The sequence below is a fragment of the Mycobacterium sp. 3519A genome (genome assembly GCF_900240945.1).
In the GTDB taxonomy this organism is placed as follows: domain Bacteria; phylum Actinomycetota; class Actinomycetes; order Mycobacteriales; family Mycobacteriaceae; genus Mycobacterium.
Window position 1 is genome coordinate 494705 of record NZ_OESG01000014.1, and the last position, 20136, is coordinate 514840.

Here is a 20136-nt window from a genome sequence, read left to right on the forward strand (position 1 = left end):
GATCAACCTCACAATGGGTCAAACCGCCTGCTCAGACACCTGTCAACTGCGGTTTTGAGCTCCCGACCAACCACCCGGTTACTTAGGCAGGGGAAATGTCTCCGCGGGGGTTTGAGTTGTAGTTACTGATGGGTATAGTTCGGGCGAGTTACTGGTGGGTAACTTAGTCCAAAGTACCCAACCACATGTGGCTAACTCGACGAGGAGGAACCGTGAGCCACTACAAGAGCAACGTCCGCGACCAGGTATTCAACCTGTTCGAGGTGTTCGGCGTGGACAAGGCGTTCGGTGAGGGTGCTTTCACCGACCTGGACACCGACACGGCGACCGAGATGCTGGGAGAGATCGCCCGGCTGGCCGAGGGTCCGATCGCAGAGTCCTTCGCCGACTCCGACCGCAACCCGCCGGTCTTCGACCCCAAGACCCATTCGGTGACACTGCCGGAGCCGTTCAAGAAGTCCATGCGTGCGCTGTTCGACGGCGGCTGGGACAAGATCGGCCTCGTCGAGGAGCTCGGTGGCATGCCGATGCCCCGCGCGCTGCAGTGGGCCCTGATCGAGCATGTGCTCGGCGCCAACCCCGCCGCGTACATGTACGCGATGGGTCCCGGCATGGCGCAGATCCTCTACAACCTCGGCACCGAGGAGCAGAAGAAGTGGGCCGTACTGGCCTCCGAGCGTGGCTGGACCGCCACCATGGTGCTGACCGAGCCCGACGCGGGTTCTGACGTCGGCGCCGGCCGGACCAAGGCCACCCAGCAGCCCGACGGCACCTGGCACATCGACGGTGTGAAGCGCTTCATCACCTCGGGTGACGCCGATGACCTGGGCGAGAACATCATGCATCTGGTGCTGGCCCGCCCCGAGGGCGCAGGCCCGGGCACCAAGGGGCTGTCGCTGTTCTTCGTGCCGAAGTTCCACTTCGACCCCGAGACCGGTGAGCCCGGTGAGCGCAACGGCGTGTTCGTCACCAACGTCGAGCACAAGATGGGCCTTAAGGTTTCGGCCACCTGCGAGCTGTCGCTGGGACAGCACGGCGTTCCCGCTGTCGGCTGGCTGGTCGGCGAGGTGCACGACGGCATCGCGCAGATGTTCGACGTCATCGAGCAGGCTCGAATGATGGTGGGCACCAAGGCAATTGCCACGCTGTCCACCGGCTACCTGAACGCCCTGGAGTACGCCAAGGAGCGTGTGCAGGGTGCCGACCTGACCCAGATGACCGACAAGACCGCGCCGCGTGTGACCATCACGCACCACCCGGACGTGCGTCGCTCGCTGATGACGCAGAAGGCATACGCCGAGGGGCTGCGCGCGCTGTACCTGTACACCGCGACGTTCCAGGATTCGGCGGTCGCCAAGGCGCTGCACGATGTGGACGCCGAACTGGCCGTGCGGGTCAACGACCTGATGCTGCCGATCGTCAAGGGTGTCGGCTCGGAGCAGGCCTACGCCAAGCTGACCGAGAGCCTGCAGACCTTCGGTGGGTCCGGCTTCCTGCAGGACTACCCGATCGAGCAGTACATCCGTGACGCCAAGATCGACTCGCTGTACGAGGGCACCACGGCCATCCAGGCGCAGGACTTCTTCTTCCGCAAGATCGTCCGCGACAAGGGCCAGGCGCTGGCGTATGTGGCAGGCCAGGTCGAGTCGTTCGTCAAGAACGAGGCGGGCAACGGCAGGCTCAAGGCTGAGCGCGCGCTGCTGGCCACCGCGCTGGAGGATGTCCAGGCCATGGCCGCGTCGCTGACCGGCTACCTGATGGCCGCGCAGGAGAACCCCGCCGAGCTGTACAAGGTGGGCCTGGGTTCGGTGCGCTTCCTGATGAGCGTCGGCGACCTGGTTCTCGGCTGGCTGCTGGCCCAGCAGGCGGCGGTGGCCATCGAGGCGCTCGACGGCGGTGCCAGTGGTGACGACCGCGCCTTCTACGAGGGCAAGATCGCGGTGGCGTCGTTCTTCGCGAAGAACTTCCTGCCGATGCTGACCAGCACCCGCAGCATCATTGAGAACCTCGACAACGAGGTGATGGAACTGGACGAGGCGGCGTTCTAAAGGAACCCCTTCGTACGCGACAGGCCCCGGTCTCTTCCCGGGGCCTTTTGCGTTGGGTAACCAAGAAATCGCCAAGGTCGCTTCTGCACGCTGATCGCAACAACGCGTCAGTGATGGAAGGCCCTTGCAATGACAATTGTTTCGCCGCCTGTGGGGCGTGCAAGCCGCGGCGTGGCGCTCGCGCTGTTGTTCGGCCTGCTGGTGATCGTCGCGACTGCGGCAGGCGTCAGCATCAAGGCGATGGCCTCCCAACACCCGGCGCGCGACTCAGCGGTGTCGTACACCTCGCAGGACGTGCTGCCGTTCACGCGCCTCGGTCAGCCCTGGGGTGCGGCCGTCGACGGGGCAGGGAATCTGTACATCGCCGACCATTCCTCCCACCAGCTGATGAAACTGACGGCGGGCGCCAGCGCGCCGACTCCTCTTCCGTCAGAGGGCCTTTCGAATCCGACAGGTGTGGCGGTCGACGGCGCTGGCAACGTCTATGTCACCGACAACGGCGCCGACAAGGTGTGGGAGCTCGCGGCGGGCACAGACAATCTGACCGCGCTGCCGTTCGATGGCCTCGAGGACCCCGATGGCGTGGCCGTCGACGCCGAGCGCAACGTGTACGTCACCGACTACAGCAACCGAAGGGTGTTGAAGCTCGCCGCGGGGACAACCTCCGCGTCGGTGCTGCCGTTCGGCACGCTGCGCGGCCCGGTCGGCGTGGCGGTGGACACCGCGCACAACGTCTACGTCACGGACAACGCGGCCAACCTGGTGCTGAAGCTCGCGGCGGGTGCGAGCCAGCCGGTCATGCTGCCCTTCGGCTCGCTGCACCACCCGACCGCGGTAGCAGTGGATGCCGTTGACAACGTCTATGTGCTGCAGATGAACCCCGACCCGGTGCTGAAGCTCGCCGCCGGTGCGGCGACTCCCGCGCCGCTGCCGATCTACGTCGGCAGCAAGGCCGCCGGGTTGGCGGTGGACTCTCGCGGCACACTCGTCGTGACCGACTTCGGCGAGCGCAAGGTGATGCGCCTGGAGCCTGGGGCTCGCATGACCACGACCGTCTCGTTCACCGACCTGGTGTACCCCAACGGTGTGGCGGTCGACGGCGCGGGCACCGTGTACGTCACCGGCCAGGGCGAAAACCGGGCGTGGAAACTCGCGGCAGGCGCAGACACGCCGGCACCGCTGCCCTTCAGCGCCAAGGCCGATCCCGTCGGCGCCGCCGTCGATTCGTCGGGCAACCTCTATGTCGCGGACTTCGACCACCATCAGGTGCTGAAGCTTGCGCCCGGAGCGAGCAACCCAGTTCCATTGCTGCTCAAGGGGATCGAGCACCCGGCCGCTGTGGCCGTAGACAAGGCGGGCAACCTGTATGTCGCCGATTGGGCCGGGAATCGGGTGTGGAAGCTGGTCACCGGCGCGCAGAGTCCGATCATGCTGCCGTTCAGCGGTCTTCGCGACCCGCAGGGCGTAGCAGTCGATACCGCAGGCGACGTCTACGTCGTCGATAGCGGCAACAACCGGGTGCTCAGGCTCGCCGCGGGATCGAGCGCCGCAACGGTGCTGGCATTGGCCGAGTTGAACAGCCCCGCCGGTGTCGCGGTCGACGCCGCAGGCGATGTCTATGTCGCTGACCGCGGTAACAACCGTGTGGTGAGGATCGCCGCGGAGTCGAGTTCCGTCTCCGCGCTGCCCTTCACCGGACTCAACAGTCCCCAAGCGGTGGCCGTTGACAACGCCGGTGCGGTCTACGTCACCGACAGCGGTAACGCGCGTGTCGTGAAACTCGCAACCTCTCAATGAGATTCGCAAAGGAAACAACGTGAAACGAATCAGAACTGCGATTGGACTGGCCGCGGTGTCGGCAGTGATGCTGGCCGGATGCTCGTCGCCGAACGGTTCACCCACCGCGGCGCCAGCACCGCCCGCCGCCGCACGCGGGGCGGATGCCAGCGACCAGCGGTGTGCCCTGGTCGAAGGTCGGTGCTGGGTGGATGCTCGCCATGTGGAACCCGGTGACGCCGACCAGGCCGGGCGAGGCACCGGTCCCGGACCATCCCACGAGCGATGCGGCCACCACGACGCTGTATCTGGTTGACCCGCAGGGCAATCGCTATCCGATAACGACCTTCGGCCCCGGCGCTGAGCCCGAGTTGATCGACTGGTCCGGCGATGGCAGCCACGCTCTGATCGAGCCGCAGGGATACAGATCACCGTCCGTTCTCTCGATCGATCTGCACACCGGTGCGCAGACGACGATTCCCGTCAAGGGCTACGCCCGCTATACGCATCCAGACGGTAACGCGTTGCTGGTGTCGACCGACAATGGCGTGGACAAACCGGCGACGTTGACGCGCATCGATCTCTCCGGACATGAGCAGCAGACCTACCAGGCGGATTCGTCGGCCGGCGCAAGTCATTTCAACGGGCACTATCTCCAATCGGCGGACGGGACGCAGCTCGTCCTCGGGACCACGACCATCGGCAGTCCCGGCGCGACGACGTCGGGCAGCGACATGGTCATGGTGAACAGTGACGGCAAGGTCATCCGCACGCTGCCATCGCCGATGTCCGACGCAGAATGCGAACCTGTGCGGTGGTGGACTCCAACCGTGATCCTCGCGCACTGCGGAAACAACGCGGGAAAACAGCTTTGGGAGATTCCCGTCGACGGTGGGGCTGCAACTGCGCTCACCGCCGTCAACTCGAGCCAGCAGGACGACCCCGGCTTCGGCGGTGACCTCGACGACGGGATCGCCTTCCAACTGCCCAGTGGGACGTTTCTTCAGTCGCAGGGCGCCTGCGGTTCGATCTTCTTGTCCCGCTTGACACCTGACATGCACACCACCCGGGTCGACATCCCCGGTGTTTCGAACAGCAGCGAACTGGTGGGTGCGACAGGAGACAAGCTGGTGCTGCTCGCCAAGGTGGGATGCGGTGGCACGACGTCGCTGCTGATCTTTGACCCGATCGCCAACACCTCCACCGTGCTGCTCGGACCGCCGATCAACGGTGGCGGTGTGAGCAGCGCGCGACTCTACCCCGGACACGAGTAGGCGACCGTGAAGAGTGCACTGATCACAGCGGTCGCGGGTGCGGCGTTGATCGCCGGAATGCCCTCAGCCAGTGCGCAATTGACGTGTGCGGAGCTCGGAGGGACGGTCGACGTCGACCAGGTCTGTCACGTGCACTCCACCGCGGCGGCGTACTCGATGGACATCGATTTCCCGCTGGGCTATCCCGACGAGCAGGCCGTGGCCGGCTACCTCGAGCAGAGCCGTGCCGATTTCCTTTCTTGGGTCGCCGAGTTCGGTGGTGGTCATCGCCGATACCTGCACGACGTCACCGCCGAGAAGTACCAGTCCTCGGGTACGCAATCCCTGGTGCTGACCGTCCACGACGACACCGGCCTCGGACACGAGGATCACCCCGGCACCACATACCAGGCGTTCAACTACGACGCGGCCAAGCACGTACCGATCACCGTCGACACGCTGTTCAAGCCGGGCACCGACCCCGTTCCCGTGCTCAACTCGATTGTCGGACGCAAATTGGACGGTCTCGACGCCACCACATACCGGAACTTCGCGATCACCGACGACGCGGTGATCTTCTTCTTCGGCGAAGACGAGATCGTCGCCGACAACGACGGACCCCACCAGGTCTCGGTGCCCCGAAGCGAACTGGCGCCGTTGCTGGCGTAGCTACACGGGTGAATCAGAATTGAGATAGGTGACCACCGCAAGCACGCGGCGGTGGTGCGCCTGCGACGGCGGCAGTTCCAGCTTGGTGAAGATCGCCGAAACGTGCTTCTCGACAGCCCGTTCGGTGATCGAAAGATGTTGAGCCAGGGCGTTGTTCGAATGTCCTTCGGCCATCAGCTCGAGCACTTCGCGCTCACGCGGGGTGAGCCGGTCCAGCACCGACGCCTTGCGGTTGCCGCCGATCAGCTGACGCACCACCTCCGGGTCCAGGGCGGTGCCGCCCGCAGCCACCCGGCGCAACGCATCGTCGAATTCCGCGATGTCGGTCACCCGGTCCTTCAGCAGGTAGCCGACGCCTTCCGGTCTGCCCGCCAACAGTTCGGTGGCGTACCGGGTTTCGACCCACTGCGAAAACACCAGGACGCCGACGTCGGGATGCGACCGTCGTAACGACACCGCCGCCACCAGGCCTTCGTCGGTGAACGTCGGCGGCATGCGGATGTCGACGACGGCGACATCCGGGGTGAATTCATCGACGGCGGAGAGCAACTCGTCGGCATTGCCGATCTTGGCCACCACGTCGTGGCCGCGTTCGACGAGCAGTTGCACCAGGCCTTCACGCAGAATCGCAGAGTCCTCGGCGACGACGACGCGGGTCACTGTTCGCGTCCAGATGGCACCGTCACGGTCACGACGGTGGGCCCACCCGGTGGGCTGTCGATCTGCAATCGGCCGTCGAGCATCGCCAGCCGGTCGCGCAATCCCGTCAATCCCGAGCCGGTGCCGATCGTCGCGCCGCCGGAGCCGTTGTCCTCCACACTGATTCGTAGCTCGGCGGGGTCGCCGCTGATTCTCACCGCGGCATGGCTGGCACCCGAGTGCCTTGAGACGTTGGCCAGCAGTTCGGCTACGCAGAAATAGGCCATGGTCTCCACACCGATCGACGGCTTCGCGTCGAGGCGGACCGCGACGTCGACAGGGATGGGGTTGCGAGCCGCCAGCGTCTGCACCGCCTCGCCGAGGCCGAGATCCAGTGCCGGGGGCCGGATTCCGCGGACGAGGTCGCGAAGCTCGGCGAGGGTGTCCTTGGTGTTGGCGAGGGCGTCGGACACCAGTTCGCGGCCGCGGGTGACGTTGGACGACGCGAAGTGCTCCTCGGCGCGTGCCAGCGCCATCGCGACGGTGATGAGCCTTGCCTGGGTGCCGTCGTGCAGGTCCCGTTCGACGCGGCGCAGCGTGGTGGCCGCGTCATCGACGACACCCGCACGGGCGCGCTGCAGTTGACCGACGCGCCGCTCCCGCTCGGTCGGGGCGAGCAGTGCGCGGGCCAGCCCCACGTGTGCACGAGTGAGCCCCAGCATCAACCAGCCCAACAGGTAGAGCGCGACAAGGCCGCCGAGGGACAACAGCAGGTATGCGCCGAGCGAATCCACCGGCTCGCCGAGCGTCACGAACGGCTCCCCCATCGCCAACCAGGCCACCGGCGAGATCACCAGCGCGCCGGACATCGCAACACCGACGATGACGAGGTATCCGACCGGCGTCATCAGCACCGCCTGTAACGCCAGAAACCCGAGGCTGCGCCAGCCGACGGCGTCGGTCAGCGCTGCGGGGATCGTCTGCAAGCGCCCTGCCGGACGCACGAACGGCGGCGGGGCATCGATGTCCACGTCGAGTAGCCGGGCCAGCGATCGATACAACCGGTTCCACAGCCTGCCGGTCAGCACCACACCGGCCCCCAGGGGGATGCCGATGAGGGTGAGCAGCAGCAGTCCCGAACCGAGGCCGGCGAAGAACACGAACGCCACGCCTACGATCGCCAGAACGCTGGCCAGGACGAAGTACAAATAGGCCCGCCAGGCAGGCGCACGCAGGGGCGTCAGCAAGGTCCTGGACCAATCGGACTGGGTCACAACAGCAGTCGTCGTCACGTCACCATCGTGGCCCGTCGCCGGGCTGGCACTCCATGGTGGTGTCAGGCGGATGTTCGGTGGGGCTAGCCACACCTTCACACAAAAATAGGGCGGGTTCGGGAGGACATTTGAGGGCGTCTCATTTAATTCTCGCGCGTCCGGCTTTCACCTCTTACCGGCACTTTGGACTGGTCACTCCCGAACCCGTCGTGCGCTCGATCGTACGCTTGTGATTGCGGTCACACCAGAGTCTTTTCGGCGCTATTTGTCCTTCGTCCGCAGCAGCGCGCGGGTGCGCGCACGCCCCTCCGCGGAGGGGTCGAACGTGACGCCCGCGAACTCGTCGACACCCGCGGCGGCCAGCTCGTCGAGGCGCTTCCCGACGGTGTTCTCGTCGCCGATGATCGCGGCGTCCTCGGGCCCCTGATAGCCCTCGCGGTCGAGCATCGCCCGGTACGACGGCAGCTGGCCGTAGATGGCGAACTCCTCGGCCGCCCGCGCCCGCAGACCCTCCACGTCGTCGGTGACGGCCACCGGCAACGACGCCGCGACCCGCACCGCAGTCTCGGGTCGGCCCGCCTCCGTGGCGGCCTGACGAAGCGTCGGGCCCACATGTTCGGCCAGCGTCTTGGGCCCGGTCATCCACGTCAGCGTGCCCGCAGTGCGCCGTCCGGCCAGTCGCAGCATCTGCGGGCCGAGCGCGGCGATGTACACCTGCGGCGTCGGCGCACCGGGAATGTGCAGCGCGCCTCGCGTCGTCCAGAACTCGCCGGTGGCGTCGGCGGCCTGTCCGGCCAGCAGCGGCTGCAGCCCGTCGAGGTATTCGCGCATCTGGCGGACGGGCCTGTCCCAGGACACGCCCCACATCTGTTCGGTGACCATCCGGTGGCTCATGCCGATGCCCAGCGTGAAGCGCCCGCCCGAGATCATGTTCAAGGTCAGCGCGCGCTGCGCCAGCTGCGTCGGATGCTGCACCTGGATCGGGATGACGCCGGAGCCGACCTCGATGGTGTCCACCTCGTGCAGTGCGACGGCGAGGAGGGTGGTCAGGTCCGGGTCGAACGGCAGCTGAGCCATCCACACCCGCCGGAACCCCTCGTCGCGTAGCTGCGCGAGGTTCGTCACCAGGGAATCGACGGGCGGACCGCCGGCGGGGTCGTTGAGTAATCCGACGAGGGTCAGGCTGATCTGCATGCTGACCATCGAAGCACTCGACACTGAAAATTAAGAGCCCCGTATTACCGTCGGGTCGGGGGGTCAGACGGCAATACGGAGCTATGAGGTGTATCGAATGCCCGCTGCGGCCCGTTACAACCCTGCGGAAGTTTTTTCCTAGGCTTCCAGAATGGCGGCGACGCCCTGGCCGCCGGCCGCGCAGATCGAGATGAGGCCGCGGACCGGTTGGCCGGTCTCCTTCTTCTTCTCCGCGAGTTGCTTGGCGAGCTGCGCCACGATCCGCCCGCCGGTCGCGGCGAACGGGTGCCCCGCGGCCAGCGACGAACCGTTGACGTTGAGCTTCGACCGGTCGATCGAGCCGAGCGCCTTGTCCAAGCCGAGCCGTTCCTTGCAGTACTCCTCGGACTCCCACGCCTGCAGGTGCGCGAGCACCACCGACGCGAACGCCTCGTGGATCTCGTAGAAGTCGAAATCGCCGAGGCTCAAGCCGTTTCGGGCCAACAGCCGCGGCACGGCGTAGGTGGGCGCCATCAGCAGACCGTCCTTGCCGTTGACGTAGTCGACCGCCGCGGTCTCGGCGTCGACGTAGTACGCCAGCGGCTCGATGCCGTGCTGTGCGGCCCAGTCCGGGGTGGCGAGCAGCGACACCGACGCGCCGTCGGTCAGCGGCGTCGAGTTGCCCGCCGTCATGGTGGCGTCACCGTTCTTCACGCCGAACACCGGCTTGAGTTTGGCGAGCTTCTCCGGCGACGAGTCCGCGCGCAGGTTGTTGTCCCGGTACAGCCCGAGGAACGGGGTGACCAGGTCGTCGAAGAATCCGCGGTCGTAGGCGGCGGCCATGTTGCGGTGGCTGGCGGCGGCCAGCTCGTCCTGATCGACGCGCTTGATGCCCATCTGCTTGGCCGTGATGGCCTGATGCTCGCCCATCGACAGACCGGTGCGCGGTTCGCTGTTGACGGGAATCTGGATGCCCAGTGAGGCGGGCAGTTTGCCGACCAGCTTGAGCCGCTCGAGGTTGGACTTGGAGCGGCGCAGTCCGAGCATCACGCGGCGCAGGTCGTCACCGAACGCGATGGGCGCGTCGGAGGCGGTGTCCACGCCACCCGCGGCGGCGACGTCGTAGCGGCCTGCGGCGATGCCGTCGGCGGCGGCGATGGTGGCCTGCAGACCGGTGCCGCAGGCCTGCTGGATGTCGAACGCGGGCGTGTAGGACGACAGCGAGCTGCCGAGCACGCACTCCCGCATCAGGTTGAAGTCGCGGCTGTGCTTGAGCACCGCACCGCCGATCACCGCGCCCAGCGTCTCGCCGTCGAGGTTGAAGCGGTCGATCAGTCCGCCCAGCGCCGCGGTGAACATGTCCTGGTTGGAGGCGTTGGCATACGCGCCGTCCGACCGTGCAAACGGAATCCTGTTGCCGCCGAGGATGGCGACGCGTCGGTGGGTATCACTAGCCATGAGCCCCATACTACGCACCCTTCTTACTCTGGAGTAAGTTCGTCATCATGGCTACCGATCTGTATTCGCAAATCGTCCACTCGGCGCCCGGATCGTTCCTCGCCAAGCAGCTCGGCATCCCGCAGCCGGAGACGCTGCGCCGGTACAAGCCCGGCGACCAGCCGCTGACGGGCACCCTGCTGATCGGCGGTGAGGGTCGCGTCGTCGAACCGTTGCGCGTCGCGCTGGCCGAGGACTACGACGTGGTGTCGGACAACCTCGGCGGCCGCTGGGCCGATTCGTTCGGCGGGCTGGTGTTCGACGCCACCGGCATCACCGACCCCGCCGGGCTGAAGGCGCTGTACAAGTTCTTCACGCCGCTGCTGCGCAACCTCGGGCCGTCCGGGCGCATCGTCGTGATCGGGACGACGCCCGAGGACGTCGGCGGGCACGAGCGGGTGGCGCAGCGGGCGCTCGAGGGGTTCACCCGGTCGCTGGCCAAGGAGATGCGGCGCGGCGCCACGGTGAACCTGGTGTACCTGTCGCCGGAGGCCAAGCCCGCGGCGACGGGGCTGGAGTCGACGGTGCGGTTCATCCTGTCCGGTAAGTCGGCCTACGTCGACGGGCAGGTGTTCCGGGTGGGCGCGGCCGATTCAGCGCCGCCCGCCAATTGGGACAAGCCGCTGGACGGCAAGGTGGCGATCGTGACGGGTGCGGCGCGTGGCATCGGCGCGACGATCGCGGAGGTCTTCGCGCGGGACGGGGCGAAGGTGGTGTGCATCGATGTCGAGAGCGCCGCCGATGCTCTCGGTAACACCGCGTCCAAGGTGGGCGGCACGGCGCTGACGCTGGACGTCACCGCCGAGGATGCCGTCGACAAGATCACTGAGCATCTGCGTGAGGTGCATGACGGTCGCGCCGACATCCTGGTCAACAACGCGGGAATCACCCGGGACAAGCTGCTGGCCAACATGGACGAGGCGCGCTGGGATTCGGTGATCGCGGTGAATCTGCTTGCGCCGCTTCGGCTCACCGAAGGGCTGGTGGAGAACGGAAGCCTCGCCGATGGCGGCAGGGTCGTCGGGCTGTCGTCGATGGCGGGCATCGCGGGCAACCGCGGCCAGACGAACTACGCGGCCACCAAGGCAGGCATGATCGGGCTGACCGACACGTTGTCCGAGGCGTACGCGTCGAAGGGCATCACTGTCAACGCGGTCGCGCCCGGCTTCATCGAAACGAAGATGACGGAGGCGATTCCGCTGGCCACCCGTGAGGTGGGCAGGCGCCTCAACTCGCTGTATCAGGGCGGTCAGCCGGTCGACGTTGCCGAGACCATCGCCTACTTCGCGAGTCCCGCGTCGAATGCCGTGACCGGCAATACGATTCGGGTGTGTGGCCAGGCATGGTTGGGTGCATGACATGACGCAACCGTCTGGCTTGATGAACCTGGTGCGCGCGGCGGCAGGTGCGCTGCCGCTGGTGCCGCGCGGCGACACGCTGCCGGAGCGCACGTTGACGGTCGACGAGTTGGGCATCGATGCGGCCAACGTCGCGGCGTATGCGAACGTGACGGGGTTGCGGTTCGGTGATGCGGTGCCGCTGACCTATCCGTTCGCGTTGACGTTCCCGACGGTGATGGCGCTGGTGACCGGGTTCGACTTTCCGTTCGCCGCAATGGGTTCGGTGCACATCGAGAACCACATCACGCAGTACCGGCCGATCCTGGTGACCGATACCATGTCCGCGCAGGTGCACGCCGAGAATCTTCGTGAGCACCGGCGCGGGCTACTGGTGGACATCGTCACCGATATCAAGGTCGGCAACGAGCAGGCGTGGCATCAGGTGACCACATTTCTGCATCAGCAGAAGACGAGCCTGTCCGACGAGCCGAAGCCGCCGCCGCAGAAGCAGCCCAAGCCCGGTCCGCCGAACGCGGTGCTTCGCATCACGCCGGGGCAGATCCGGCACTACGCGTCGGTCGGAGGGGATCACAACCCGATCCACACCAACCCGATCGCCGCGAAGCTGTTCGGATTCCCGACGGTGATCGCGCACGGAATGTTCACCGCTGCAGCGGTTTTGGCGAACATCGAGGGGCAGCTGCCGGATGCGGTGAAGTATTCGGTGCGGTTCGCCAAGCCGGTGGTGCTGCCCGCACAGGCCGGTCTGCATGTCGACCGCATCTCCGACGGGTGGCAGTTGACGCTGCGCAACCTGAAGAAGGGCGATCCGCACCTGACGGGAACGGTGACGGCGCTATAGCGTCGGGCTTCCGACGCCGATGGTGATGACCGGCGACGCCGACGGGTCGAGCCAGTTCAACACGCTGCGCATGTCGTCGCGGTTGATGGCCACGCAACCCCAGGTCGGGCTGCCGTCGGTGACGTGCAAGAAGATTCCGGAGACGCGGCCCGGAATGCGTTGCGGATTCACCGCGATGTTGACCGCGTAGTCGTAGACAGGTCCGGAGTCGTAGAGGTTCTCGGCGATCGACGAGGGACTGCCGGAGCGGCGCACGTGGGTGTTGTAGCTGGGTGATCGGGCGTCCTCGTCCCACCAATCCTGTTGGGTGGCTTGGAAGTAGGGCATCTTGGTGCCGGGGTTGGGTTGTCGGCCGAAGGCCTGGTCGAATCTGAACGTCCCGACGGGCGTGCGATGCACACCGTCGGCAGGAGCGCCGACACCGAGCTCACCGACTTTGGCGGGCACCGGGCCCAGCACCACCTTCCACTGCTGACTGACGCGTTGGTAGGCGGTCAGAGTTCCCGTGGTGGCGTGTGCCGCTGGCACGCCGACGACGATCCACTGGGCGGGTTGGCCTGCGGGATCCGCTGCCGCGGGCGCGGCAAGGGGAAGGCTGAGCATTGCCAGTCCCAGCCACAGTGTCTTGGCGAACCTCACAAGGGCGGCATCTTCGCCGATAACCAGTCGTTGATGGCGTCTTGGCCGATCTGGTGAGCTTGCACGGCTTGTGATGCCGACCTTGGCTGCCCGGTGCTGTCGAAATGCGACTGCAATACGCTAAGGATCGCGCTGTACAGGTCCTTGTCGGTCACTGCTTCCTCTCGTCCGCCAACCAGCTTCCGTCGCATTCTTGCGACGCGACGTGTCACTGAAGGCAAGCTCCGATAACGATTCGACGGCGAGGCGAAAGGCACTTGTCGTTTTGCCCACGTACACAGCGACAACGCCGCCGTACCGAACGGGACCTTCCCGAACGCTTCCACCGCACGGCCCGAGGAAAGGCACTTGTCATTTTGCCCACGTACACAGCGACAACGCCAGGTGTCGGTCAGTTGTCGCTCAGTACGTGGGCATTTCGCCGACCCACCCCCCTGGCCGCGGAAACCACACAACCCCAGCCAGAGCGAGCGACAACACCAGCTGTCGGTCAGTTGTCGCTCAGTACGTGGGCATTTCGCCGATCCACCCCCGGGCCGTGGGAGCCGCAAAGGCGTCCGCGGCCGCCAAGTCGAACTCGCCGTGATCACTACCCAAGCCCTGCGCAACAAGCGCCGCGACCGCGCTACCGAGCACCGCGGCCTCACCCGGCGTCCTGCCCAAGCTCATGCCGCACACGAAGCCCGCCGAGAACGCGTCCCCGCAGCCCGTCGTGTCCACGGCCTCGACCGCGAACGCCGGAACCTGTTGCATGCCTTCCCGACTGACCACCAGCACCCCGTCGGCTCCACATGTGACCGCCAACAACCCCACCCCCGCGTCGAGCAGGCGCCGACAACCCTCGTCGAGGTCCGTGGCACCGGTGAACCCGAGCACCTGATCCTCGTTGGGCAACAGATAGTCGGTGTGCGCCAACGCCCGTGCGATCAGATCGAACGTTCCCATACCGCCAGGCGCGATCAGATCCAGCGACGTCGTGACCCCATTTTCCTTGGCGTGCTGCAGAACTCGCGCCGCGAAGTCCGAGCCGAGCATTTCCACACCCCCGAGGTGGACATGGTCTGCCGCTGAGATAGCACCCCAGCCTACGTCGTCCAGACCATAGGTGAGGTTGGCGCCGAGCAGATGCAGCGCCGGTCGTTCGCCGTTTGGCCGGATCGGCAGCACCGACATCGACGTCGCCACATCCGGTTTGCGCACCACCAGCTGAGTGTCGACACCCGCGCGGGCGAGCAGCGACAGCAGCAGGTCACCCGCAGGATCCTCGCCGATCGCGCCAGCCGTACTCACCGCCGCACCCAGTTTGGCGAACGTCAAGGCAGTGCCCGCGGCCGTGCCCGCCGCCGTCATCCGTATCTGCTCGACCAACGCCGTGTCCTGCCCCGGCGGTATATCCGTGACCGGACGCACCAGCACATCGAGGATGTGCGCCCCCATACAGATGACGTTCATCGGTACACCAGATCGGGGTCGACGTTCTGCGCGTCGTACAACCGCTTGTACAGCCCGCCCGCCGCCATCAGCGTGCGGTGATCGCCCACCTGCGCGATCCGCCCGTTCTCGAGCACCAGGATCCGATCCGCAACCGCGGCAATGAAATCCATGTCGTGGCTGATCACCACGCACGTGCGGTCGCGGGCATAATCTCGAATCACACTGGTCAGCCTGGCCCGTTGATCGGCGTCGAGATTCTCTGTCGGCTCGTCCAGCAGCAACACCTCGGGTTTGCGTAACAGGCAGCGCGCCAGCGCGATCAACCGCTTCTGCCCACCGGACGGCACCTGCACATCCATCACCGTGTCATAGCCGTCGCGCATCTTCGTCGGATCGGTGATGACCTCGTGCACATGCGCCTGCCTGCAGGCCTCCTCGACATCGGCGTCGGTCGCGTCCGGACGTGCCAGTCGAATGTTCTCCCGAATCGTGTCTTTGGTGAAGAACGGAAACTGCGCGAGCTTGGACACCTGGTCACGCAGCGACGCGATGGTCACACCGGTGACGTCGTGCCCGTCGAGCAGTATCCGTCCGCCCTGCGGATCCAGGAATCGCAGCAGCAGGTTGAACACCGTCGACTTGCCCGACCCGATGCCACCCACGAGCGCCACCGTCTCACCCTCGCTGATCGAGAACGACAACCCTTGAAGCACGGCATGTTCCGGGGCATAACCGAACGTCACGTCCTCGAACACGACATTGCCGTGTACCTCACCGATCGGGGTGGCGCCGGCACGGTCCGAAACGCTCGGGCGGGTGTCGAGCAACTCGTACGTCGAGGCCGCACTCGGCAGCACCGACTGGTAAGTCGTGTACGCGCCCATCACCCGTTGCGCCGCACCGAACATCGTCGGGACCATCCCCGCGAACACCATCAGGCCCGCGAACGTCAACCCGAAGCCCGCACTGAAGCCCACGCCGACAAGCAACACCACCACAGTGCTGAGCGCGACGAACACCTGAGACCCGTTGGCGGTGGCCTGCATCCAGACCACACTCGACGCGTCGCTGGCCGCCGCCGCCTCCGACGCCTCGCGGAATCGCCTGCTGCGGATGGGCTCCGCATTGAACGTCTGGATCTCGGCGATCCCATTCACCGTCTGCTCGAGTTCAGCGGACATCAGCCGGTCCGCGTTGATCACCCGCTGTATCGCGCTCTGCACATGACGGCCCGCGAACCTCAGCGTCACCAACGCCAACGGCGTGAGCACCAGCGCGGCGATCGTCATCTGCCACGAGATGGCCAGCAGATAAGCCACCGCCACCACCAACACCAGCGCATCGATCAGCGGAGCCAGCAGGCAGTCCATCAAAAGCCGTTGCACGCCAGCCGATTCCACCGTCACCCGCGGTATCAGCGCACCGCTGCTCGACCCGGCGAAGAAGTCCAGCGACAGCGTCTGGATGTGGTCGTGCACCCGCTGCCGGATGTCGGTGACGAGTATTCGTTGCGCCCTCACCCGCACCGCAGCGTTCACCAGATACATGAACTGGGTGAGCAGCAGCGAGGCGCCCCACGTCGCGAGCAGCACCGCGAACGGCACCGGACCCGCCAGCGCGGCCAGCAGACCGTCCTCGCGGGCGACCAACGGCCCCCGCAAATCCCATACCCCGCTGAGGTTTCCACTGGCACCCGCGTCGGCGACGACCTGCATCATGGGCCCGAACGCAGCCGCCGTGATGTACGGCAGCGCCGAGGCGATCACACCGAGAACCAGCAGGGCCACGATCAGGCCACGCACCGACCGCAACAGGCCCAGGCTGCGCCACACCACTCGGCGAGCCTAGTTTGACGCCACCGCCTGCGTGTCCTTATCGGACGGCGTGCCCTTCAAGCCGCGCCAGAACAGGTTGATCATCAACTCGGCGGCCTCGTTCACGTCGGCGTCGCCGGTGCTGACCCTGGTGGCCACCGCCTCACCGGCACCCACCAACGCGACGGCCATCATGTCGAAATCGGTGTCCGGTTCCGGATGGCGGGTGCCCGACCGCAGCAACCTGCCGACCAGATCGATGATGCGTTCGCGACCCTCGCGCACGGTGTGGGCGAACGCCTGCGAACTGGTGGCCTGGTTGTAGAGCACCATCCACGACGCCCGGTTCGAGTCGATGTAGGTCAGGAACGCGAGAACAGCGTTGCGCAGCAGATCCTTTGGACTCTGCGAGAAGTCGATCTTGCTTCGCACATCTTCGACGAACCGCGTCAACTCGCGGTCAAGGCACGCGCCGAACAGTTCTTCCTTCGACCCGTAGTACAGATACAGCATCGGTTTGGAGATCTCGGCCTCGGCGGCGATCGCGTCCATCGACGTCTCGTGATAGCCGTTGACAGAGAAGATCTGCACCGCGGCGTCGAGCATCTGCTGTTCGCGCACGGCGCGCGGCAAACGCTTGGTGCCTCCGGCCATTACTCAAGAGTAAGCAATAGCCGACGATTCAGCGTCAGCAGCGCGCATTGGGTCCCTTCAGCGCCGCCATCCGCAGCACCGACCCATCCACCTGCGCCTGCGTCAACTCACCGGCGGACAGCGCCTTCTCCAGCCGGTCCAGCACCGCGGGGACTTCGTCGGTGGTCACCCACAGCGCGACGTCGGCGCCGGCCTGCAACCCGCGCAGCGCCGCCTCGGCGACGCCCATCCGGTCGCTGATCGCCTGCATGCTCGACAGGTCGTCGGTGAACACCGGGCCGCCGAACGGCGGGCCGCCGTAGTCGCCCGACCGCAGCAGCGCGTACGCCGCCGGGCTCAGGCTGGCCGGGTCGCTGCCGGTGAGGCCGGGCACCTGGAGGTGGCCGACCATCACGCCGACCGGGCCTTGGGTGGTCAGCGTGCGGTACGGGATCAGGTCGTTGGCCTGCAGGTCCGCGAGCGGCGGGGTGGTCACGCTGCCGGTGTGGGGGTCCCCGGATCCATGGCCGTGGCCCGGGAAGTGCTTGAGCACCGGCAGCAGTCCGGCGTCGCGCAGGCCGCGCGCGTACGCGCCCGCGTAGTCGGTCACGACGGTCGGGTCGGCGCCGAACGAGCGGTCGCCGATCACGGTGTCGTCGGGGGCGTTGGTGACGTCGGCGACCGGGGCGAAGTCGATGGTGATGCCGAGCTTGCGCATCGCCTGGCCGCGGGTGAGCGCGATGTTGTACACCTCGTCTGGGGTGTGGGTGGCGGCCAGCACCCGCGCCGACGGCTGAGTGCCGATCAACGAGGAAAGCCGCGACACCCGGCCGCCCTCCTCGTCGACGCTGACGGCGAGCGGCAGCGGACCCGTCTGCTCGATGCTGGCCAACGTCCCGTCCGAGAGCATCGACAGATCGGTCCAGCTTCCGATGAAGATGCCGCCGACGTGGTGGTTCTCCACCACCGCGCGGGCGTCGGCCGCGCCGGTGACGCCGACCATCAGCAGTTGGGCGAGTTTGTCGCGGTTCGTCATGCTGGCCAGCAGCGCGGGCCCGTTGCCGCAGGCCGGTGTGGCGGGATCGGCAGCGGGTGCAGGGGCGACGGTCGCGGCCATGGTCGGAGCGGATGTCGCCGACGGTTTGGCGGGCTGCTCCGCGGGCGTCGAGCAGGCCGCCACAATCAAGGACAGCGCAGCCAGGACCGAAAGTCGACGGGGCAAAGCCATGTCGCCATGCTGTCATGTGCGCCAAGCGGCCGCTTCGTGGGTATTCACCACGCATGTCGTGCCAGGCGTTTGTGCTGGGCGGGGGTGGTCTACTCGGCGCCGCCGAGGCAGGCATGGCCAGTGCGCTGCTGGATGCGGGTGTGCGGCCCGACGTGGTGTGCGGCACCTCGGTCGGCGCGATCAACGGTGCGGCCATCGCCGCGGATCCCACACCGGCCGGCGCGCAGCAGTTGATGGCGTTCTGGGCGGCATTGCCGAACGAGGGCGCCCTCGACGGATCGGTGCTGCGACGGGCCGCCGAGGTGGTGCGCCGCAGGACGTCGCTGCACGGCAACGGTGAACTCCGCCGGCTGCTGCACGAATACCTGCCCGCCCGCACCTTCGAAGAGCTCGCCGTGCCGTTCGAATGCGTCGCCGCCAGCATCGAGGCCGCGCGCGAGCACTGGTTCAACAGCGGCGACCTGATCGAACCGGTGCTGGCCTCCTGCGCGCTGCCCGGCGTTTTCCCGCCGGTGCGGATCGGCGACGAGCACTTCTTCGACGGCGGCCTCGTCAACAGCATTCCGCTGGACCGGGCGGTGCAGCACGGTGCGGACACCATCTGGGTGTTGCACGTCGGCCGGCTCGAAGAGGCCCTCGCGCCGCCGCGGTTTCTGTGGGAGGTCGGCTTCACCGCGTTCGAGATCTCCCGCAGGCACCGGTTCCACAGCGATCTCGAGCGGGTCGGTCCCGGGGTCACCGTCCACGTTCTTCCGAGCGGCTTACCGCAGCGCCAGGCCGCGACGTGGTCCAACCTGCGCTACCGCGACACCCGGCGCATCGCACGCCGGGCCGAGTTGGCCTACCAAGCGACCAAGGACTATCTGGAGGCGTTGCGATGAAGTGGCTGCGCCGGGCGATCACCGTGCCGCTGGCGACCGTCGTGATGATCGGCATCCTCGCGGTGTGGCCGCTGCTGCTGGTCATCGGCGGCGTCGCAGGACTGATCGGCAGGTCGAGTCTTCCGGTGCGGACACTGGGCGTGCTGATGGCGTACGCGCTGCTCGAACTGCGGGCGCTGTGGCAGCTGATGCGCGGCGGCCTCGACTGCGACGACTTCATGCGCGACGTGCTGGAACGGGCCCACACCGTCGGGCGCCGAACTCTACATCTCGACGTACAACTCGACGACGCCTCGCTCACGCCAGAACAACTCCCGCGCGACCGACCGGTGATCGTGCTGGCGCGGCATTGCGGACCGGGCGACACCCTGCTGGTGGCCTGGCTGCTCAGCATTCATTACGGGCTGCAGCTGCGGATCGTGCTCAAGTCACTGCTGCGGTGCGAACCCGTCCTCGATTTCGCCGACGATCTGGGTTGCCTGTGCTTCCTGAAACACCGAGGCAGCAAGGCGCGCAAGCAGATTCGCGATCTCACCGCGTCGTTGGTCGGCGGGCAGGCGCTGCTGCTGTTCCCCGAAGGCGGGAACTTCACCTGGGCGCGGTGGCGGGAGGCGATCGTGCGGCTTCGATCGACCGGCCGGCTGCGCGAAGCACGACGGGCCTGGCGTCAGACCTACACGCTGCCCCCGCGCACCGGCGGCACCGCCGCGGCGTTGTCGGGAGCGCCGCACGCCAACGTCCTGGTGCTCACCCACACCGGCTTCTCGCCCGACGGCCGCGCCCGGGCGTGGTGGCGGCTGCCGATGAACCGTCGGCTGCTGGTCCGCACGGAGTTGGTGCCCGCTGCCGACCTGCCCCCATCCGATCAACTGGGTCCCTGGCTCGAGCGGACGTGGACCGGGGTCGACGCGTGGGTGGCCGAACACGTCACCCGTTAGGTGCAGAACCCAACCGTGCAGGTGAGGGCGCCAGAAGA

18 protein-coding genes are annotated in these 20136 nt (G+C 66.8%); 8 read left to right on the forward strand and 10 right to left on the reverse strand.

Annotated features, from left to right (window positions below; genetic code table 11):
• The first annotated feature begins 212 nt into the window (after positions 1 to 212).
• From C1A30_RS23540 to C1A30_RS23555, 4 genes are all read left to right on the forward strand, one after another.
• Complete coding sequence (locus C1A30_RS23540; RefSeq protein WP_101950771.1) at positions 213 to 2048, forward strand: acyl-CoA dehydrogenase; 1836 nt, start codon at positions 213 to 215, stop codon at positions 2046 to 2048.
• 129 nt (positions 2049 to 2177) lie between these two features.
• Positions 2178 to 3845, forward strand: coding sequence for an NHL repeat-containing protein (locus tag C1A30_RS23545; RefSeq protein ID WP_142392656.1), 1668 nt, complete (start codon positions 2178 to 2180; stop codon positions 3843 to 3845).
• A 143-nt stretch (positions 3846 to 3988) separates the two neighbouring features.
• Entirely contained in the window at positions 3989 to 5098 is a 1110-nt protein-coding gene (locus tag C1A30_RS23550; protein WP_235010165.1) for a hypothetical protein, read from the forward strand.
• 6 nt (positions 5099 to 5104) lie between these two features.
• Complete coding sequence (locus C1A30_RS23555; protein WP_235010166.1) at positions 5105 to 5746, forward strand: esterase; 642 nt, start codon at positions 5105 to 5107, stop codon at positions 5744 to 5746.
• On the opposite strand, the gene C1A30_RS23560 is transcribed toward C1A30_RS23555, so the two are convergent.
• From C1A30_RS23560 to C1A30_RS23575, 4 genes are all read right to left on the reverse strand, one after another.
• Positions 5747 to 6406 carry a response regulator transcription factor gene (locus C1A30_RS23560; RefSeq protein WP_101950773.1) on the reverse strand — a complete coding sequence of 220 codons (660 nt, stop codon included), beginning with the start codon at positions 6404 to 6406 and terminating at the stop codon, positions 5747 to 5749.
• Positions 6403 to 7677, reverse strand: coding sequence for a sensor domain-containing protein (locus tag C1A30_RS23565; RefSeq protein ID WP_101950774.1), 1275 nt, complete (start codon positions 7675 to 7677; stop codon positions 6403 to 6405). The genes C1A30_RS23560 and C1A30_RS23565 overlap by 4 nt, the downstream gene beginning before the upstream one ends.
• Before the next feature lie 243 nt (positions 7678 to 7920).
• Positions 7921 to 8862: a TIGR03564 family F420-dependent LLM class oxidoreductase gene (locus C1A30_RS23570; protein ID WP_101950775.1), complete on the reverse strand. Its 942-nt coding sequence runs from the start codon at positions 8860 to 8862 to the stop codon at positions 7921 to 7923.
• Positions 8863 to 8991: 129 nt separating this feature from the next.
• On the reverse strand, positions 8992 to 10299 hold the full coding sequence (locus tag C1A30_RS23575; RefSeq protein WP_200828410.1) for an acetyl-CoA C-acetyltransferase: 1308 nt from the start codon (positions 10297 to 10299) through the stop codon (positions 8992 to 8994).
• Between the two features lie 38 nt (positions 10300 to 10337).
• Here C1A30_RS23575 and C1A30_RS23580 point away from each other — a divergent pair, with 38 nt between their 5' ends.
• Positions 10338 to 11687 (forward strand): 3-oxoacyl-ACP reductase, encoded by a 1350-nt coding sequence (locus C1A30_RS23580; protein ID WP_101950776.1) that lies wholly within the window; start codon positions 10338 to 10340, stop codon positions 11685 to 11687.
• Position 11688: 1 nt separating this feature from the next.
• A complete protein-coding gene (locus C1A30_RS23585; RefSeq protein WP_101950777.1) occupies positions 11689 to 12531 on the forward strand; it encodes a MaoC/PaaZ C-terminal domain-containing protein in 843 nt (280 codons plus the stop codon).
• Here C1A30_RS23585 and C1A30_RS23590 read toward each other — a convergent pair.
• The 6 genes from C1A30_RS23590 to C1A30_RS23610 all read right to left on the reverse strand — a co-directional run bounded on the left by C1A30_RS23590 (position 12526) and on the right by C1A30_RS23610 (position 18279).
• A complete protein-coding gene (locus tag C1A30_RS23590) occupies positions 12526 to 13170 on the reverse strand; it encodes a L,D-transpeptidase (RefSeq protein WP_369974176.1) in 645 nt (214 codons plus the stop codon). The genes C1A30_RS23585 and C1A30_RS23590 overlap by 6 nt on opposite strands.
• Entirely contained in the window at positions 13167 to 13325 is a 159-nt protein-coding gene (locus C1A30_RS35660; RefSeq protein ID WP_156752459.1) for a hypothetical protein, read from the reverse strand. Before C1A30_RS35660 ends, C1A30_RS23590 begins: the two co-directional genes overlap by 4 nt.
• Positions 13326 to 13671: 346 nt before the next feature.
• Entirely contained in the window at positions 13672 to 14622 is a 951-nt protein-coding gene (locus tag C1A30_RS23595; RefSeq protein WP_101950778.1) for a carbohydrate kinase family protein, read from the reverse strand.
• Positions 14619 to 16439, reverse strand: coding sequence for an ABC transporter ATP-binding protein (locus tag C1A30_RS23600; protein WP_235010168.1), 1821 nt, complete (start codon positions 16437 to 16439; stop codon positions 14619 to 14621). Before C1A30_RS23600 ends, C1A30_RS23595 begins: the two co-directional genes overlap by 4 nt.
• 9 nt (positions 16440 to 16448) lie before the next feature.
• A complete protein-coding gene (locus C1A30_RS23605; protein WP_067809223.1) occupies positions 16449 to 17072 on the reverse strand; it encodes a TetR/AcrR family transcriptional regulator in 624 nt (207 codons plus the stop codon).
• A gap of 34 nt (positions 17073 to 17106) precedes the next feature.
• Positions 17107 to 18279 carry a glycoside hydrolase family 3 N-terminal domain-containing protein gene (locus C1A30_RS23610; RefSeq protein WP_101950779.1) on the reverse strand — a complete coding sequence of 391 codons (1173 nt, stop codon included), beginning with the start codon at positions 18277 to 18279 and terminating at the stop codon, positions 17107 to 17109.
• Between the two features lie 53 nt (positions 18280 to 18332).
• Between C1A30_RS23610 and C1A30_RS23615 the strand changes: the two genes are divergently transcribed.
• Together C1A30_RS23615 and C1A30_RS23620 are read left to right on the forward strand one after the other, a co-directional pair.
• A complete protein-coding gene (locus C1A30_RS23615) occupies positions 18333 to 19160 on the forward strand; it encodes a patatin-like phospholipase family protein (RefSeq protein ID WP_101950780.1) in 828 nt (275 codons plus the stop codon).
• Positions 19157 to 20098 (forward strand): lysophospholipid acyltransferase family protein, encoded by a 942-nt coding sequence (locus C1A30_RS23620; RefSeq protein WP_101950781.1) that lies wholly within the window; start codon positions 19157 to 19159, stop codon positions 20096 to 20098. The genes C1A30_RS23615 and C1A30_RS23620 overlap by 4 nt, the downstream gene beginning before the upstream one ends.
• Positions 20099 to 20136: the final 38 nt, after the last annotated feature.

What these genes read in the sequence shown, in the direction of transcription:
- C1A30_RS23545 (WP_142392656.1), top strand. Translation starts at nt 2,178, where the DNA reads ATGACAATTGTTTCGCCGCCTGTGGGGCGTGCAAGCCGCGGCGTGGCG.
- C1A30_RS23575 (WP_200828410.1), bottom strand. Translation starts at nt 10,299, where the DNA reads ATGGGGCTCATGGCTAGTGATACCCACCGACGCGTCGCCATCCTCGGC.
- C1A30_RS23620 (WP_101950781.1), top strand. Translation starts at nt 19,157, where the DNA reads ATGAAGTGGCTGCGCCGGGCGATCACCGTGCCGCTGGCGACCGTCGTG.
- C1A30_RS23580 (WP_101950776.1), top strand. Translation starts at nt 10,338, where the DNA reads ATGGCTACCGATCTGTATTCGCAAATCGTCCACTCGGCGCCCGGATCG.
- C1A30_RS23610 (WP_101950779.1), bottom strand. Translation starts at nt 18,279, where the DNA reads ATGGCTTTGCCCCGTCGACTTTCGGTCCTGGCTGCGCTGTCCTTGATT.
- C1A30_RS23605 (WP_067809223.1), bottom strand. Translation starts at nt 17,072, where the DNA reads ATGGCCGGAGGCACCAAGCGTTTGCCGCGCGCCGTGCGCGAACAGCAG.
- C1A30_RS23550 (WP_235010165.1), top strand. Translation starts at nt 3,989, where the DNA reads ATGCCAGCGACCAGCGGTGTGCCCTGGTCGAAGGTCGGTGCTGGGTGG.
- C1A30_RS23585 (WP_101950777.1), top strand. Translation starts at nt 11,689, where the DNA reads ATGACGCAACCGTCTGGCTTGATGAACCTGGTGCGCGCGGCGGCAGGT.
- C1A30_RS23570 (WP_101950775.1), bottom strand. Translation starts at nt 8,862, where the DNA reads ATGGTCAGCATGCAGATCAGCCTGACCCTCGTCGGATTACTCAACGAC.
- C1A30_RS23615 (WP_101950780.1), top strand. Translation starts at nt 18,333, where the DNA reads ATGTCGTGCCAGGCGTTTGTGCTGGGCGGGGGTGGTCTACTCGGCGCC.
- C1A30_RS23595 (WP_101950778.1), bottom strand. Translation starts at nt 14,622, where the DNA reads ATGAACGTCATCTGTATGGGGGCGCACATCCTCGATGTGCTGGTGCGT.